At 33.2% G+C, this 17,773-nt stretch carries 19 protein-coding genes; 13 read left to right on the top strand and 6 right to left on the bottom strand.

Translation table 11 applies throughout. The features are described 5' to 3' along the window. Positions 1-13 precede the first annotated feature (13 nt). From argB to HCX49_RS18655, 3 genes are read left to right on the top strand one after another with little or no spacing between them, the layout of a single operon-like run. Positions 14-811, top strand: coding sequence for an acetylglutamate kinase (gene argB / locus HCX49_RS18665; protein WP_132771797.1), 798 nt, complete (start codon positions 14-16; stop codon positions 809-811). A 10-nt stretch (positions 812-821) separates the two neighbouring features. Further along, positions 822-1,625 carry a pyrroline-5-carboxylate reductase gene (proC, locus tag HCX49_RS18660; RefSeq protein ID WP_021190952.1) on the top strand — a complete coding sequence of 268 codons (804 nt, stop codon included), beginning with the start codon at positions 822-824 and terminating at the stop codon, positions 1,623-1,625. Then, complete coding sequence (locus HCX49_RS18655) at positions 1,618-2,682, top strand: M20 family metallo-hydrolase (protein WP_132771532.1); 1,065 nt, start codon at positions 1,618-1,620, stop codon at positions 2,680-2,682. Before proC ends, HCX49_RS18655 begins: the two co-directional genes overlap by 8 nt. Positions 2,683-2,739: 57 nt before the next feature. Here the strand turns inward: HCX49_RS18655 and HCX49_RS18650 are convergent, their stop codons facing one another. Further along, complete coding sequence (locus HCX49_RS18650) at positions 2,740-3,213, bottom strand: Lrp/AsnC ligand binding domain-containing protein (RefSeq protein WP_021189698.1); 474 nt, start codon at positions 3,211-3,213, stop codon at positions 2,740-2,742. A gap of 220 nt (positions 3,214-3,433) precedes the next feature. Here HCX49_RS18650 and HCX49_RS18645 point away from each other — a divergent pair, with 220 nt between their 5' ends. Further along, positions 3,434-4,477, top strand: coding sequence for a hypothetical protein (locus tag HCX49_RS18645; RefSeq protein ID WP_168127889.1), 1,044 nt, complete (start codon positions 3,434-3,436; stop codon positions 4,475-4,477). Here HCX49_RS18645 and ruvC read toward each other — a convergent pair whose 3' ends face one another. Beyond that, positions 4,478-5,044 carry a crossover junction endodeoxyribonuclease RuvC gene (ruvC, locus tag HCX49_RS18640; RefSeq protein WP_132771796.1) on the bottom strand — a complete coding sequence of 189 codons (567 nt, stop codon included), beginning with the start codon at positions 5,042-5,044 and terminating at the stop codon, positions 4,478-4,480. 123 nt (positions 5,045-5,167) lie between these two features. Between ruvC and HCX49_RS18635 the strand changes: the two genes are divergently transcribed. Then, complete coding sequence (locus HCX49_RS18635) at positions 5,168-6,145, top strand: lysylphosphatidylglycerol synthase domain-containing protein (protein WP_132843585.1); 978 nt, start codon at positions 5,168-5,170, stop codon at positions 6,143-6,145. Next, entirely contained in the window at positions 6,129-7,259 is a 1,131-nt protein-coding gene (locus tag HCX49_RS18630) for a glycosyltransferase family 2 protein (RefSeq protein ID WP_317166843.1), read from the top strand. The genes HCX49_RS18635 and HCX49_RS18630 overlap by 17 nt, the downstream gene beginning before the upstream one ends. Before the next feature lies 1 nt (position 7,260). On the opposite strand, the gene HCX49_RS18625 is transcribed toward HCX49_RS18630, so the two are convergent. Then, entirely contained in the window at positions 7,261-7,998 is a 738-nt protein-coding gene (locus tag HCX49_RS18625) for a lysophospholipid acyltransferase family protein (protein ID WP_168127888.1), read from the bottom strand. Positions 7,999-8,080: 82 nt separating this feature from the next. On the opposite strand from HCX49_RS18625, the gene HCX49_RS18620 reads away from it, so the two are divergent. The 4 genes from HCX49_RS18620 to HCX49_RS18605 all read left to right on the top strand — a co-directional run bounded on the left by HCX49_RS18620 (position 8,081) and on the right by HCX49_RS18605 (position 13,289). Beyond that, complete coding sequence (locus tag HCX49_RS18620; protein ID WP_237682849.1) at positions 8,081-8,419, top strand: DUF2089 family protein; 339 nt, start codon at positions 8,081-8,083, stop codon at positions 8,417-8,419. Position 8,420: 1 nt separating this feature from the next. Continuing rightward, entirely contained in the window at positions 8,421-8,912 is a 492-nt protein-coding gene (locus HCX49_RS18615) for a hypothetical protein (protein WP_168127887.1), read from the top strand. A gap of 568 nt (positions 8,913-9,480) precedes the next feature. Next, positions 9,481-10,842 carry an alpha/beta hydrolase family protein gene (locus HCX49_RS18610; RefSeq protein ID WP_168127886.1) on the top strand — a complete coding sequence of 454 codons (1,362 nt, stop codon included), beginning with the start codon at positions 9,481-9,483 and terminating at the stop codon, positions 10,840-10,842. A 239-nt stretch (positions 10,843-11,081) separates the two neighbouring features. Next, entirely contained in the window at positions 11,082-13,289 is a 2,208-nt protein-coding gene (locus HCX49_RS18605) for a glycoside hydrolase family 2 protein (RefSeq protein WP_168127885.1), read from the top strand. Positions 13,290-13,362: 73 nt separating this feature from the next. Here HCX49_RS18605 and HCX49_RS18600 read toward each other — a convergent pair whose 3' ends face one another. From HCX49_RS18600 to HCX49_RS18590, 3 genes are all read right to left on the bottom strand, one after another. Next, the gene (locus tag HCX49_RS18600) at positions 13,363-14,070 is read right to left on the bottom strand and encodes an SDR family NAD(P)-dependent oxidoreductase (protein ID WP_021191904.1); all 708 of its coding nucleotides are present in this window, start codon (positions 14,068-14,070) and stop codon (positions 13,363-13,365) included. Positions 14,071-14,080: 10 nt separating this feature from the next. Then, a complete protein-coding gene (locus tag HCX49_RS18595) occupies positions 14,081-14,992 on the bottom strand; it encodes a lysylphosphatidylglycerol synthase transmembrane domain-containing protein (RefSeq protein ID WP_168127884.1) in 912 nt (303 codons plus the stop codon). An 82-nt stretch (positions 14,993-15,074) separates the two neighbouring features. Next, the gene (locus HCX49_RS18590; RefSeq protein ID WP_084825409.1) at positions 15,075-15,407 is read right to left on the bottom strand and encodes a hypothetical protein; all 333 of its coding nucleotides are present in this window, start codon (positions 15,405-15,407) and stop codon (positions 15,075-15,077) included. Positions 15,408-15,463: 56 nt separating this feature from the next. Between HCX49_RS18590 and HCX49_RS18585 the strand changes: the two genes are divergently transcribed. The 3 genes from HCX49_RS18585 to HCX49_RS18575 all read left to right on the top strand — a co-directional run bounded on the left by HCX49_RS18585 (position 15,464) and on the right by HCX49_RS18575 (position 17,689). Further along, on the top strand, positions 15,464-16,015 hold the full coding sequence (locus tag HCX49_RS18585) for a lipocalin family protein (RefSeq protein ID WP_168127883.1): 552 nt from the start codon (positions 15,464-15,466) through the stop codon (positions 16,013-16,015). 98 nt (positions 16,016-16,113) lie between these two features. Then, entirely contained in the window at positions 16,114-16,599 is a 486-nt protein-coding gene (locus tag HCX49_RS18580) for a hypothetical protein (RefSeq protein ID WP_168127882.1), read from the top strand. Between the two features lie 163 nt (positions 16,600-16,762). Beyond that, positions 16,763-17,689 carry a hypothetical protein gene (locus HCX49_RS18575; RefSeq protein WP_168127881.1) on the top strand — a complete coding sequence of 309 codons (927 nt, stop codon included), beginning with the start codon at positions 16,763-16,765 and terminating at the stop codon, positions 17,687-17,689. Positions 17,690-17,773 lie beyond the last annotated feature (84 nt).

Genomic DNA, 17,773 nt, shown 5'->3' with positions numbered 1-17,773 from the left:
TTTAGAGAGAAAGATGTCAAATAGTGGCCTTAATATTATAAAAATTGGTGGCAATATTATCGATGATGAAGTATTGTTAGACTCATTTTTGGAAAAATTTGCGGCTTTGCCTGGCAAAAAAATCTTAGTGCATGGAGGAGGAAAGATTGCGACACGTATTGCAACAGATTTGGGAATTGAAGCTAAGATGGTGGAAGGCAGAAGAATTACAGATGAAGCAATGTTGCGGGTTGTTACAATGGTGTATGCGGGTTTAACTAATAAAAATATTGTTGCAAAGCTTCAAGTTTTACAATGTGATGCTATTGGTTTAAGTGGTGCGGATGGAGGTACAATTAAAGCAATAAAGCGACCTGTTAAAGATATTGATTACGGCTTTGTCGGGGATATTTTGCACGATTCTGTCAATACTGCTTCTATTAAGAAATTTTTGGAAGCGGGATTTGTTCCTGTATTTTCTGCAATAACTCATAATGGTTTAGGACAACTTTTAAATACCAATGCAGATACGATCGCATCAGCTTTAGCTGTTGGGCTGTCATCATTATATGATACATCTCTAGTATATTGTTTTGAAAAAAATGGTGTACTTAAAGATATCAATGATGAACAGTCTGTAATTAATTCAATCCGTGCCGACGAATTTTTACAGTTAAAGGAAGACGGTGTTATTCATGATGGAATGGTACCAAAATTGCAAAATGCATTCGATGCTATACAAAAAGGTGTTCGGAATGTGTATATTGGTCATGCCAATAATTTGCACTTATTCCAACAGGGCCAATTTGGCACTTGTTTGACCTTAAAATAGAATTTTAATCATGAAAAGAATTACCATTATCGGAACGGGGAATATTGGTTTGTCTCTTGCAAAAGGATTAGTAAAAAATCAGTTTTGTAATGCGGATCAAATCACTTTAACAAGACGTAATATTAAAGCCTTAAATCAAGAAAGGGAAGATGGTTTTGTTGTTACAGATAGTAATATCGAAGCAGTTAGAGATGCCGATATTATTGTCTTTGCAATTTTACCTCAACAATTACGAAAAGTTTTGGAAGAAATAGCTCCGATAGTTCAAGGTTCTAATCAGGTTTTTGTATCTGTTGTATCTGGGGTAAGTTGCGTTGATATAAAAGAAGTGCTTGGTGTAAATGCATTGGTCGTAAGGGCAATGCCAAATACAGCAATTGCAATTGGTCAGTCGATGACATGTATTGCAACTGATAATGCACCTTCAGATATTGTGAAGGATGTAGAAGTTATGTTTGAAACGGTGGGCGCAGTTGTAGTTATTAACGAAGATTTAATGACTTCTGCTACTGCATTATGTGCTTGTGGTATTGCTTTTTTCTTGAGAGCTATACGAGCAGCTTCACAGGGTGGAGTAGAAATTGGTTTTCATGCGCATGATGCTCTTAAAATGGCTGTTCAGACAGCAAAAGGTGCCGCAGATTTATTATTGCAAACTCAATCACATCCTGAAAGTGAAATTGATAAGGTGACTTCGCCTAAGGGGTGTACTATTGCAGGGCTTAATGAAATGGAACACCATGGTTTCAGTTCCGCATTTATTAAAGGAATAAAATTGTCTGCACAAAAAGCTGGAGGCCTCTACAATGAATAATCGAGTTGAGTTATTTGAAGAAAGTTTAGCCTTATTAAAGTCTTTAATACGTACCCCTTCTTTTAGTAGAGAGGAAGAAGAAACTGCAACGATAATAGCACAATTCTTTACTGCGAAAGGAATTGTTCCCTACAGAAAAGCAAATAATATTTGGGTTTATAATAAATGGTATAGTACCGATAAACCTACGATACTGTTGAACTCACATCATGACACTGTAAAACCAAACACTGGTTATACAAGAGATCCATTTTCTCCAGATATAGTAGATGGAAAGCTTTATGGATTAGGAAGTAATGATGCAGGTGGATGTTTGGTTTCTTTGATTGCAACTTTTCTACATTTTTATGAAGACAAAGATTTAAAATATAATTTTTGTTTAGCAGCTACTGCTGAAGAGGAAATCTCCGGTAAATGTGGAATTGAATCAATTGTTTCAGATTTAGGAACTTTAGATTTTGCTATAGTAGGAGAACCAACTTTAATGGATTTAGCGATCTCAGAAAAGGGCCTAATGGTATTAGATTGCACTGCTCATGGCATATCAGGCCATGCTGCACGAGATGAGGGAGAAAATGCTTTATATAATGCATTAGCAGATATCGAATGGTTTAGATCCTACCAGTTTGAGCGTGAATCAAATAAATTAGGACCCATTAAAATGTCCGTGACGATGATTCAGTGTGGTGTTCAACATAATGTTGTTCCCGCAACTTGCGATTATGTTGTCGATGTTAGAACAACAGATGCATACAGTAATGAAGAAACATTAGAAATAATAAAACTACATGTACAATCTGATGTCCATGCTCGTTCAACACGTTTAAATTCATCTTCTATTCCAGAAGATCATCCTCTTGTTTTGTCAGGTGTTAGTCTTGGAAAAAAGACTTATGGCTCTCCTACAATGAGTGATCAAGCATTGTTGCGGATACCTTCTGTGAAGTTAGGACCGGGCTTCTCCGGACGATCGCATATGGCCGATGAGTTTATTTTCTTGGATGAAATTAGGAAAGGCATTGACGATTATATTAATATTTTAGAAAAAATCGTATAAACAAAAAAGCACAAAATATATTTTGTGCTTTTTTGTTTATACGATTAATAATTTAGACTAGACTAAACTAATCTGTCTTTTTATACTCTCTTCAAGAGATATAATAGTCTCAGTACGCTGAATTCCTTGTACAGATTGTATATCTTCATTTAATACTTTACGCAGGTGTACAGTATCGCGACAGATTATTTTTGCAAAAATACTATATTGTCCCGTGCAGTAATGTAATTCAACGACTTCTTTAATTTCTTTTAATTGAGCAACAGCATCAGAGTATTGAGATCCTTTTTCAAGGTAAATCCCTAAGAAGGCAGTGATATCGAAACCAACTTTCTGAGGATTAATAATTAAGTTGGATCCTTTAATAATACCTAGTTCTTCCATTTTTTTCATGCGTACATGTATAGTGCCACCAGATACAATTAACTTTTTTGCTATTTCTGTATAAGGAATAGACGCATCATTCATCAAAATTGATAATATCTGAATATCAAGATTGTCTAAATCGTAATTAGAATAGTTGTTTTCCATTAAAAGTGCTGTTATTAATTAAGTTAACCCAAACCGATAATTTATTACCAAATAGTCGTATCGGATTAAATTTTTAAATTTTTCAAAAATACTAAGATTTGTTGGTTTATCTATGTAAATTTAGTAAAAATTTTATATACATATTGTTAATGTGATATTTAAATAACAAATTTTGTATAGATTTTTATTGCTATTGGCATTTGATTTTAAAAAGATATTTATGGAAATAGAAGATGTTAAAATTTCAAGGAAGAAACCCATTTTTGCAGTAGGAGAGGGATTACATAAATACTTGAGACTATATCAACGTGATGCAAAGCTTCCTATTACTTATAAGGATCTTTTATCTTTTACTGAAACTATACCTGTATTGGATAAATACGGTAACGACACTTTTTGGGAAACGCCATTATATCCACCATATCTGATTGATCATTTATATGAAGGTTTGAAAGTAATATATGCTAAATTAAAGGCATCGGGTAATACCCGTATTGTGCAACATAAGTATATTGATCGTGTTGAGTATTGTGCGTTTGGTAATACAAGGCCTTTTCGAATTCGTATTGTAAACCGACTGAATGATGTTTATGATTATTTTTATATTAAGCAAGCTGATGCATCTCGTATTTATGGCTTAGAATTGGAGGAAATCTTATCGCCAAATCAGGTAAATTATATGGTCGATAATGAAACTTTGGTTGAGGAACATATTGTTGGAATCCCTGGTGATACTTTTGCCAAGCAACGGATGTATACACCAGATTATAATCTAACACGTATTTCTAAGGAGTTTGTTAAATTTAACGAACGTTGCATAATTACTTTGTTAGGTGATATGCGCGCTTATAATTTCGTCGTACAAATAACTCCAGATTTTGACGATTTTCAATTCAGAATTCGAGCTATTGATTTTGACCAGCAATTTTATGAAGGCAATCCAAAAGTGTACATGCCACAATTTTTCAAAGAAAACTTTCCTTATGTGCAACTTTCAATGGAACATTTGACAGAAAAAACGGTTTCTCAATATCAACAAGAAGAGCGATCATCTATTGTACATCGTGTACGTAGTGAAAGGCATCGGATCGCTGACCTTAGGGACGCATCAAAAACCCAACAATTATCGACAGAGGAAAATATAAAACAATTGCGTGAAGCTTATGCAATTTCTCATTCAAGTGAACAGTATTTGAAGTGTAAATCGATGACTGATATTGTTGAATTAAATGTGAAAAATGTTATAAGGCAAGTACAGCTATAATTACTTGATTCTTTTTTCATTATCTTTTACAAATGCACTCCAACCACTGTAACTTTTGCCAGTTTCGGAGGTCGCATTTTTTTGAAAGGAATGACAAACAGCAACAGCTAATCCATCTGTTGCGTCTAAAAATTCAGGGCTTTCATTAAATTTTAATAATGATTTGAGCATGCCTGCTACTTGCTCTTTGGTTGCATTTCCATTTCCAGTTACTGATTGCTTTATTTTTCGTGGAGCATATTCAAATATAGGAATATCAAAATTTAATGCGGCGGCCATAGCGACACCTTGTGCTCTTCCTAATTTCAACATTACTTGTATGTTTTTTCCATAAAATGGAGCTTCTAATGCAACACTGTCCGGTTTATATTCCTCTATTAAAGCAGTAGTTTTTTTAAATATACGTTGGAGTTTCAGAGCATGGTCATCAAGATGCCCCATTTTCACGACTCCCATAGTAATGAGACTGATATTGTTTCCTTGTTCACGTATGATTCCGTAACCTAGAACAGCTGTTCCGGGGTCAATACCTAAAATAATTCTCTCTTTTGCTTTCTCCTTCTGCATGTGCAATATTACATTTTTTATTTCGTAACGATTCAAAAATGAAGATGTAATGGATACTAATATTGCCATAAAATAACTTTAGCTTTGATTAATATTTAGTAACATTGTGTCCAAAATTGATAAATGCTAACAAAGGTTCAAAAAAAATATAGCGGGATATTGATAAAAATTGCGGTACTAGCTTTTGCTGGATGGTATATTTATCAACAATTATCCGATCCTAAAAATCTTCTGAAGTTTGAAACATTAATCGCAGGTATAGATCCTCATTATTTCTGGTTGACATTTAGCTTAATCGTGTTCTTGATGTTTGTTAATTGGATGCTTGAAGTTGTAAAATGGCAATATTTGGCTATTAGAATTGAAAGAATATCTTTTGGACGTGCATTTCAATCGGTATTTAGTGGATTAACATGGGCTATTTTTACTCCAAATAGGATTGGTGAATATGGAGGTCGTGTTTTGTTTTTGAAACCTGAAAATCGAGCAAAAGGTGCTATAGCAATGGGAGTTGGGTTATTTGCACAACTTGTATTAACCAGTATAGCTGGTGCTTTAAGTATTGCTTGGTTTGCATGTACTTATATGGATACTCCGGTTTCTATAGAGTTTGGAATTTGGTTATTAGCAATATTGTATGCGACAGGTTTTTTAGTACTTTATTTTAATGTGCATTGGATTGATTTATTGGTTGGTCGAATTAAATTTCTAGAACGTATCAAACCTTTCTTTTCTATTTTGGAAGAGTATACTTTTAAGGAATTGCTTGTTGTCATATTGATATCGTTGGCAAGATTTATCATTTTTACTTCTCAGTACATTATTTTAATGTTGGTCATTTTACCAGAATTACCATTCGTGGCAATGATTTTGATGATATTTATTCTTTTCTTTGTGCAGGCCGCATTACCGACATTGGATATTTTTGATTTTAGTGTAAGAAGTTTTGTTGCAGGTAATCTTTATAGTTATATCACAAATCAAGAACTAGCCGTGATGGCAATTGTTTCTTGTATTTGGTTCGTTAATTTGATACTTCCAGCTGTTTTAGGTTCTATTTTTGTTTTGAAAATAAATTTTTTTGGTGATTCTAAGTCTTAGTTTTATTACGATAATATTGGCGATTGTGTATATCGCTCTGGTTCTGTATATGCGGAAAGGTTGGTTTGAAATACCAACTGTAATATCGAACTGTTTACCGGTCAAACGTATTTCTATTATTATAGCTGCACGTAATGAAGAAAATGGTATAGCACGTACTATTGATGCTGTACTTAATCAAAAATTTCCACCTGAACAGTTTGAATTAATTGTAATCGATGACCATTCTACTGATCGGACAAGTGATGTTGTATTGTCCTACGCGCACAGAGGAGTACAATTAATTCAGTTGAATGAGAGCAATAAATTGAATTCATATAAAAAGCTTGCTATAGCGAAGGCTATTGATTTATGTACAGGAGAGATCATTGTTACAACTGACGCTGATTGTAGGATGGGTGAAAATTGGTTAATGACAATCATTAGCTATTTTGAAACTCAAGACTTATATCTTTTATCTTCTCCTGTAGTGTATTCAGAAGAGAAATCATTTTTTGAAAGACTTCAAACACTTGAGTTTTTATATTTAATAGGCTTAGGCGCAGCAGGTATTGGTAATAAAAATCCGACAACTTGCAACGGAGCAAATTTGGCATATCGAAAAGATATTTTTTATGAAATGGGTGGATTTGCCGGTATCGATGAATTAGCATCTGGTGATGATGAATTATTTTTGCATAAAGTTGCTGCAAAATATCCACATAAAATAGGATTCTGTAAATCTACAGATGCAGTGGTTTATACCGATGCTAAGCCTACAATTAGGTCATTTATAAGTCAGCGGAAGCGTTGGGCTTCTAAGAGTACAAAATATAAAAATAAAGCAATTGTGTTACTCGGAATCACAATTTGGTTATTCAACTTTTGTATGCTTACCTGTCTTATCGTAGGTTTATTTTATCATTATTCCTATCTTTTTACTTTTTTGGTAGTATTAATCGCTAAAATCATAGTTGAATATCTATTTATTCAACCCTTAACTCAGTTTTCTAAGAGAGAGGAGTTAATGCGGTATTTACCAATTCTTTCCTCGTTTCATATAATATACCTCGTGTATATTGGTATACTTGGTAATATCGGTAAATATGATTGGAAAGGTCGGCAGGTTAAATAATCTAACCATTTTTGACTTTTAAACGGATCTTCTGTTCAGCTTCTAATACTATTTCTTCCAAAGTTTTATCAGTTTTATTAATAGGATCTAAAACTTCCCAGCTCATTTTGACAAAGGGTGTAAGAGGAAATAAGCCATTTTTAGTCATTTCATATGAACCATTTATTGCGATAGGAACAATTAGTGCATCGGGATTTTTCTTTAATAATGTAGCTATTCCGCCAACATGAAAAGGCTTCATTTTACCATCTCGAGTGCGAGTACCTTCCGGGAAAATAAAAGCTGACCAGTTTTTGGTCTTCATATTATTTGCAAGTTTTAATATTTCACCGATAGACTGTTTTGAGTCCTTACGGTCAATATTTGCTGCCCCACCATGTTTCAAATTGAAGGAAATACTTGGAATTCCCTTCGCTAGTTCTATTTTTGAAATGAATTTTCCATGAAATCTTCGCAGAAAATAGATCATAGCCGGTATATCAAATGTACTTTGATGATTTGCAACGAAAATAATGGGCTGTCCGGTTGGAATGTTTTTATTATCAGTAAAAGATATCGTATTAAACAGCAAAATATTGCAATAGGTGAGAAAGAAATTAAGAATATCGACACTCTTTTTATGTGCTGTATATCCGCCAAACTTTAGGCTCAACCATTGTATAGGGTGAAAAACTAAAAGGCACAAGGCAAAAAAGAAATAAAAAATGGGTGTCAGAATAAATCCAATAATCTTCTTCATGTTTAAATCTAATAATTATTTACAGCAAATATAATTATTAATATACTTTACGAATAATTATTGATCGCTCATATTTTAAATTATGTTTAATAATACTTTTATAAAATTTATATTATTATTAATAATATTTATATTTATAGAAGAGATGAAAAAATTTCCAAACATATGCCCTAGCTGTGATACAAAATTAGATGTCAGTAAATTAACTTGTTCTTCATGCAATACTGAGGTTAGCGGTAAATTTATGTTGCCAATTTGGACGCAATTAACTCTTGAGGAACAGGATTTTGTACTTGAGTTTTTATTAAAATCAGGAAGTCTGAAAGAGATGGCAAATCAATTAGGCAAGAGTTATCCTACCGTAAGAAATAAGTTAGATGATCTTATTGATAAGTTGTTGGGTTTAAAAAATAATGATTAGTATGGTTTTTAAAGAGAAACAGTCTTTTTGGAGTTGGTGGATGGTGATTTTGATCGTCTTTTTATTATTATCGACTTTAAATTATGAATGGAATGATATAAAAGATGGTAATTTCAAAGAATTAAGTGTAAATCCTGGGTTTTGGATTATTGCTGCTATTATTATTATATTTTCGTTCATTAAATTAAAAACAACAATAAACTCTCAAGGAATTATGATTCACTTCTTTCCCTTTCTATTGAAAAGTAAATTTATTCCTTGGTCAGAAGTAGCACAGGTTTCTGTAAAGGATTATAATCCTATATACGACTATGGAGGTTGGGGGTATCGCATTGGAAGAAAAGGTAAAGCCTATAATACCAAAGGATCACATGGGTTGGAATTGATCTTTAAAAGCGGGTCTAGACTTTTGATAGGTACCCAAAAGAAATGCGAACTCAATACGATCATTTCTAAGGTTAATCAAGAAATTTTAAATAAGGACTATGAATAAAATACTTTTAAATCCATTTGATAATCTTTCGGAGACAAAACTCTTATCTATTGGTCTTATTTCGTTTATAATCGGTGCTTTTGTAGCTTGTTTTTAGGAGATTCCTTTCCTGGGATGATGAGTTTTAAATCCAACAAGGCTAGCTTTTTACAATTATTATATCACAATATCTTAACAACATCTTTATTATCAATCATTATATTTCTAGTTTGAAAAATATTGAATTCGAGTCTGAGATTTATAGATATGCTAATAACCGTATTGGTTGCAAGGTCTGTCATTTATTGTATGGCTTTATTAAATACAACTAAATGGCTAAACCCGATAGTAGATTTAATTTCCAGAATGTAGTAAATCCACTGGGTAACCAAAATGTTGATAAAGCAGATTGAATTATCCCTTTTTTGGTGTTATTCTCAGCCTTTGCTTGCTGATCTATTTCTTCTATTTACTTATTTAAAGGATTTCCTACTGTTATAAATAGAAAAAAATTATAATGGCTTGATTTTGGTACTTGTTGTAATGTTAATGGAAGCTTTATCTTCTTTATTCTCTTTTATTACATATAATGATTAAAAAAATAGTTGGTACATTTCTCCTGTTGTTTATAACAATAACTGCTTTTTCCCAAACTTTCGTAGGGGACTGGAAAGGTAATTTGCAAGTAGGACATTCCAGTTTGGTTTTTATAATTCATTTATCTCAGGAAAATGGTGTATGGAAGGCAACAGCGGATAGTCCAGATCAGGGAGCCTTTGGCATTCCCGCGAAGGCAAACGTTAATGGTAACGGAATCGAAGTACTGATTGAAGGAGGAATTAGTTATATCGGGAAAATGGAACGGGATGATTTAATAGGTGGTGAGTTTCAACAAGGGACATTTCGAGCCAAGTTAGATCTTATGAAAATAAAGGTAACCCCTAATAATATCAAGACAATAAGATCTCAACGTGTTTTTCCTCCTTATTCATACGATACAGTAGATGTCAATTTTAGAAATAAATATGATGATGTCCTATTAAGTGGCACCTTAACCACACCTAGACAAAAAGGTAAATTCCCTGCAGTAGTTTTAGTGACAGGAAGCGGTCCCCAGGATCGCAATGAAACATTAATGGGACATGAACCTTTTCGAATATTATCAGATTTTTTAACAAAAAATAATATTGTTGTTCTTCGCTACGACGATCGGGGGGTCGGACTTTCAAAAGGAAGTTTTATAAATGCCTCAATTGAGAATTTCAGTAAAGACGCAATGGCAGCAATAGATTTTCTAAAAGAAAGACCAAATGTAGATCCCGGCAAAATTGGTATTATCGGGCATAGTGAGGGTGGTTTAATCGCAGAATTGTTGGCTGGACAAAAATTTCCGGCGCTTTCTTTTATTGTTTCTTTGGCAGGTCCAGCCATTCCTATCGACTCTCTAATGGTATCACAGCTATATCGCATTGGTAAAGTAGCAGGCATGTCAGAACTAGCATTATCACATGCCAAAGAGATTAATAAAAGGAATTTTGAGGTTGTTAAAAGTAATAGGCCGCATATGGAGGCTATGGCAATGATTCTTGATAATATGAAAATAGATCCAGCAAAATTGAATTCATCGAGTAAATTGGAATTAGAGACACTCTTGTTGCCATCTTATAGATATTTCATGCGGATTGATCCCATTCCTTTTATTAAAAAAATTACAGTGCCGGTTTATGCCGCATTTGGGAGTTTAGATGTTCAGGTTCCTGCTGACCAAAATCTAAAAAGTTTAAAGAATAATCTACCATATAATCCAAAAACAGTTCTAAAGAAATATGAAGGATTGAATCACTTATTTCAAAAATCGACAACTGGGGCTGTTTCAGAGTATGAGCATATTAGTGAAACCATGAATAGTGAAGTCTTGAATGATGTAGTTAAATGGATAAAAAGCTTATAATAGTAACCTGTAGTTAGTATTATTTAAGTGACATCATCTCTATTTTAGTAAAAGTACGATAACGTTGTAAATTGGTTTTCTGTGATGCTACAGCATTTTTTTGCTCAATATTAACTTCTATGTAGTTTTCTAGTAAAGTCAATTCTTCTTTGTAATACAATTAGGTTTATATCTTTGTTTTACACTCCATCATCGTGTTTATGATGGATACTATTGAACAAAACCTTTATTTTATTATTATGAATTTCAAGGCAATCGTCACCTTATTTTTCTTAACAATTTTAACCTCAGTTTCCTTTTCTAGAGAAGTTATTTCTTTCAATCAAGATTGGGCTTTCAAAAAGGGCCCCTTTACTACAGATCTCTTACAGTATGGGAATGTTTTTTCTGGAACATGGCAATCTATAGCTGTTCCCCATACATGGAACTCAAAAGATATGCAAGTACGTAATGATCGATTTACATCTAATGAAAAATTTTATGTAGGAGATGCCTATTATCGTAAAACTTTTATTCCCGAATCTTCTTGGAATGGTAAGCGCATTTTTGTAAAATTTGAAGGTGTAAATACAAACACAGAAGTTTACATTAATAATTCACCGTTGCCTGCGAAGAAGGAAAAGGGAAATGTAGTTTATGATGCGTCAGCTATAAATGGTAATTATCAGATTGTGGGAAGACATCAAGGGGGCTATTCGGCATTCGTGTTGGAATTGACTAATATGTTGAAATTTGGAGTTGAAAATGAGATTCTTGTAAAAGTTAACAATGAAGCAACTCCACAAGTAATACCAGTCAATCATACGCTATTCCCTATGTATGGTGGTATTTATCGTCCGGTTGAACTTATTGTGACGGATAAGATTAATATTGCAGTATCCGATTATGCTTCTTCAGGAGTATATATAAGTCAAAAGGACGTTAATAAAAAAAGTGCATCAATAAATTTAAAAGTGAAACTTGAAAATAAAAATCATGACGCAAGAGATTTACAGGTGGTGTCAACGATTTTTGAACAAAACGGCGCTGTGAAAGCCAAGAATATAAAAAAATATCGTTTACTTCCGCAGGGTAGACAAGAAGTAATGCAAGACTTTAATTTAACAAATCCACATTTATGGCAAGGTCTGGAGGACCCATATCTATATAAAGTAGTTACACAGCTTGTTGATGGAAATACTGTACTAGATGAAGTGATTCAGCCTCTAGGTTTACGAAAATTTGAATTAAGAACAGGAGAGGGATTCTTTTTGAATGATATTAAGTATCCAATGTATGGAGTAACAAGACATCAGGATCGATGGGGAAAGGGCTCCGCTTTATCAAATGCTGATCATGATGAAGATTTGGCTATCATCAAGGAAATTGGAGCAACTACGATTCGATTAGCTCATTATCAACAATCTGCATACTTCTATGAAAAATGCGATAGTATTGGATTTATTGTTTGGGCAGAAATCCCATTTGTTAATCGTGTAACGACCTTAGAGGAAGCAAATGCAAAACAGCAATTGACAGAACTTATAAGACAAAACTATAATCATCCTTCTATTTATACATGGGGTCTCCATAATGAGGTTTATACGCCTAATGCGTACACAATCGAGTTAACGACAAAATTAAATGATTTAGCTAAGACCGAAGATCCATATCGCTATACGGTGCAAGTGAGCGGCTATAATGTCATCAACCATGCTGTAAATAATAATGCAGATATACAGGGAATCAATCATTATTTCGGATGGTATAATGGCGTTATTCGTGATGTTGATAAGTGGGCAGATCAAATCTCAAAAGATTTTAAAGATTATAAAATTATTTTTTCAGAGTATGGAGCCGAGGCTAATCCTAGTCATCAACAAGAGGTTGTTGGAGATGTAGGTAATCAATGGGTGAATCCAGCATTTTTTCCTGAAGAATTTTCAACAAAGTTCCATGAAATACATTGGGGAACGATAAAAAGACATCCGATCTTTTTGGCCTCTTATCTTTGGAATACATTTGACTTTGCTACTCCGATTACAGCACTCAATGTTGAACCAAGGAATTACAAAGGATTGGTTACGTTTGATAGAAAACTCAAGAAAGATCCTTTTTATTGGTATAAAGCTAACTGGAGTAAAGAACCTGTATTATATCTGACACAAAGACGTGTTATTGAGAGAGTAAACGAGATTACTCCGGTGACAGTTTATTCTAATTTAGGAACACCTACTTTGTTGGTCAATGGTGTTGAGGAAAAGAACTTTGTTATCGGAGAAACTGATGTCCATTATATTTTTCAAAATGTTAAATTGAAAGAAGGAGATAATATTATCCAGGTAAAAGCATCAAGTAAAGGTCAACAATTTGAAGATAAGATTACTTGGCATTACTTGAAAGATAACCCAAAGGCAATCAGTAAAGATGGACCGAAATCCAATAAAAATGAACATATTGGTTTATAAAAAAGCATCTTTGTGCAATGCCCCCGAAAAGTTTAACACTTTCTGGGGGCACGCTACTTTTGAGACTTTTTTATTAAGGAGTTGTTAATGCTACAGGTAGAATTTTACCATTATAATATTGATGTCCATTTTGGGCAAATTCTGCAATATATCTTCCCATCTCAAAAGCGAGTTTACCAGCTTCTATTCCTGGAAAAGCTGCTTCAAACATTTCAGTTTGTGCAGATCCAAGAGCAAGACAATTTACGCGGATACCTTTACCCTTAAATTCTTCAGCCAAGCACTCTGTTAATACTGCCAACGCTGCTTTACTAGAAGAATAAGCCGCTAAGCCACTAAACTTGGAAGAGCCTTGAAAACCGCCCATACTTCCTATATTGAGAATATGAGATCCTTCGGGCATTAAAGGGACGATATGTTGAATCATATTAGCATGTGCCAATACATTGGTTTGAAACATCGATGCAATTTCTTCCAATGAACTATCCATAAAAGGTTTATTGATAAGCACCCCTGCATTATTGATCAGGATATCTACCTGTTCAAATTTTGATTTGATAAATGGTAATAAGGTTTGATAATCATCATAAACAATATCAAACTGAGCTGGATATAAATTACCCCCGTCGAAATTCAAATCCTTAGCAATTTCGTGAAGGCGCTTTAGTTTATCTGCAGATCGAGCAAGTGCGATAACATTATTTTCTTTTTTTGCCGTGAGATCCAATACAGCTTCAAACCCAATTCCACTGCTTGCTCCTGTTATTATAATATTTGCCATGTTTATTTATTTAATCTTCCGTCTGAGATTCTTCTATTTCTTTAACAGATGGTAATTTTTCGGTCCCTAAAGCAGAGGGATGAAATATGTAGTACGAACCAGTAAAGGCCATGAATGCCGATATAATATAAAATAGTAGACTAATCAAGACAGCTAAATGTGAATCAAGGTGAAAAAAATTAGCTCCCCACATATAAACTAGCTCTCGCATACCCAATCCTCCAACGGAAAATGGAATTATTGCCACTAATGAAGAAGCGAGAAAGAGAAAGAGATAAGGAGAAAATTTTCCATCAAAGCCTAGGGCGTATAATATCATAATAGCAGCAATTACTTGCATTGACTGTACACCTATTGCTTTTAGATGTGTTTTGATGAAATTTGCCTTAAAATCATTGAAAAATTTGCCTACCAAAAAATAATAAAGCGTTGTACCCAAGATAAATCCTAAAATTGTTAAGTAATTAGGAATTCCAAGTTGAGGCATAAAAATGATTAATGCCGCAATTATTAAACATAACGCCCACAGACCACTTAATCGGTCAAAGAATAATGCTCCAAGTAACTTTCGACCTTTAATACTATACTTTTTTCGAAGAAAATATATTTTATATCCATCACCTCCAACACCTCCAGGCAAGAAAAGATTATAAAACAAGCCAAGTTGATAAAGTTTAAAATTATATCTCTCAGAAACATGAAGTCCGATTGCAGTTAAGAAGCTAAGTAAGCGAGATGATGATATTAGTATTGAGATGGCATATGCTAAAAATGCGAATAAAAGGAACAGCGGATTTGATTTTAATAGAGCATCTTTTAGATCTTGGATAGAAACCTTACTAAATACCCAATAAAGAGCAGCAACAGTAACAACTACTTTCAGTATATTCTTAACAATTTTCCAAATTAGTTTTTTATTCATTAGATATTTAAGTCTATGTTTTGACTTTATTCATTAATTCTCAAAGATATTAATTTGATTAATGATATTGTATTTATTTGGATTATGCTATTAGGGGATATATACGGGAGTATAATAGAATTAAGTAGATCAATAGGAAAATCGTGCATAATGAGAATTGCCAATTAATATCGACTCTTAAATATTTGTTTTTTAACATGACAATCAGTAAAACTACAAAAATGATAAAGAGCAATGCAGGAGCAACTACTGCCATTTCATTTGGAAATGCAACGTGTTTAGCATCTAAATTAGACTGGGTTCCCTTATTCGATAGTATAGGAACAGAAGCTAGTGCTAAAAGTAAAACGAAAAGACGCAATAGTGATTTTGCTACAATCTTACTAATGGTATGATTTTTGGATGTCTCAATCATGATTTGTTGTTATATTTACAGCAAAAATACAATAAGTAACTATAAAATTAATGAATATGAATCGAGTTCTTTTATCTATCACAACTCTCATGTTGAGTTTGTTTCTTTTTTCGGCTTGTAGCATGCAACCAAAAGGAACAGCATCTAGTTCTTCATCTACTGCGATGTCTACAGGGCCTAGTGCCTCTGACTGGAAAGGAGCTGTAAAAGGAACTTGGGTTTTAAACACTATTGATCGCGAGAATTTACCCGCATCTTATACCATTAAAAGTGTATTTGAAGAAGCACCTGCTGAATGCTTTATCGGAAGTACTTGGACATTGCCTGGTAATGGTAAAGGAAACATCTCATTTTCAGCAGACGGTAAATTATGTGCCCCTGGTGCTTCCAGAGATATTATATGGTCTATATTCAATCCAGGAAAGAATAACGGACAACCACAGTTTCAGTTTAAAAAGATTTATGCGGGCGATAAAGCTAAAAATGTTACTACAGGCTACCGTTTAGATTTATCATACTCAGACGCTAGTAAATTAGTTATGCGTATGCCGGTAACCATTACAAATGGCGAAGCATATTTAGTATTCACTTTTTCAAGAGTAAATTAAGATATCCTTTTTGAAGATAGATAAAGCTATAGGAAACTATAGCTTTACTTGTTTAAAATTTTTTATTTAACAAATTTTCTAATTTTAGAAACAGTACTTTGATCGAAAAAAATATTGTACAAAAAATTATAAGGGAGGTGGTTCTTATCGCTCTTGGTCTAGAAAATAGAATATATATCAAGGACTTATCTGCTCATTTATATTGGATGGAAAAATCTCAATTTAATTTTGGGGAGGAATATATAGCCAAAGATATTACCATACGTGATTTGATAAGAATGAGCTTTGCCGAATTGGGGGTAGAAATAGAATTCTGTGGAAGAGGAGAATTAGAGAAGGGTGTAATTATTGATATTGATGAGGAACGATTGGACCTGTTGAAGATAGACAAAGAATATATAAAATTTGGACAAACTGTCGTTAAAATTGAAGATCGATCCTCTGTTTCAATTGATGTGAATCGAACAATAGAAAAACATTTAGTACAGCAATATATTGGTCATTTCGAAACAGAGATTCATTTTGATAACCTTATTAAGGAAGTGATTATGAGTAATTTAATGATTGTGAAAAAACAGTCCTAATTAAGCTTTGAGACGCTTTAACCTTGAAATGTTCAAAAGCAGTCCTTAAGACTTAAGATATTATTTTTTTAATATTGTTAAAATTTAAATTTGGAATAATATTTGTTGTACACATGTATCTACTATGACTTAATAAGTCAAATATAAATGGAATTCAAGGGTAATGGAAACTGAATTAGTAAAAGGTAATAAGCAGGAAGAGATTAAGAAAAATACATCAAAAGTTTATTTTTTTATCATAGCAATCGCGGCGCTTGTTGTCACAAATGTTTATTTTTATGTTAAATTTAAGTCTTCAGGAGAGAAGGTCTATGCACTAACGGTTGAAAAAGAGAACCTTGAAGTGGAGATCGATCGTATTGAAGCAGAGCTCGATAAAATGAAAATTGAAAATATTCAATTATCTCCTCCTTTAATCGAGAAAGAACAAAATGCAAGAAAAAAAATCATAGATTTACGAACTAAATTAGCACAGAAACAATTGTCACAGAGTGATATTGATCATGCTCAGTCGACAATTACTTCGTTGAAAAGTGAAGTTGCATATTTTAGTTTGGATGTTAATAGACTTATTCAGGAAAATAAAATTCTAGCGGAGAAGAATAGCTTATTACAAAAAGAAGTCTCAGCTTCCTCCACTAAGATTAGTAATTTGGAAAGCTCAAATACAAATTTAGCTTCAAAGGTAAATGTCGCTGCAGCTATCAAAGTTTCTAATATTGCGGTTTATGGACTACAGGAAAAAAGAAACGATAAAGTTGAAGTAGAGGAAAGGGCAAAGAGAGTTGATAAATTAAGTATAAATTTTAATATTGCAGATAATACCCTTGCAAAAGTGGGGAAAAAGGATATTTTTGTACGTATTATTGATCCGCAAGGTAATCTTATTATCAATCAGGATGACAATACTTTTTATGCACATAGTGAAAAACTTCAATATACTTTTAAAAGCACAATAGAGTTTACCAATCATGGTGAAGAATATTCATTATATTGGAAAGATGATAAGAAGTTCACTAAGGGAGCTTATACTGTTCTTTTGTATGCCGACAATGCTATCATGGGAAGATCAACGGTTGTATTGAAATAGTACTATATACGTTATTTATTACGAGTCATACGGTAAAAAAATAAGGAGTTCAATTTGAACTCCTTATTTTTTTCCACGCATTTC

Origin of the sequence: Sphingobacterium sp. B16(2022), assembly GCF_012030425.1 — a bacterium.
Lineage (GTDB): Bacteria > Bacteroidota > Bacteroidia > Sphingobacteriales > Sphingobacteriaceae > Sphingobacterium > Sphingobacterium anhuiense.
The sequence above is the reverse complement of the archived record's forward strand: the minus strand, read 5'-3'. Positions and strand labels throughout refer to the sequence as shown.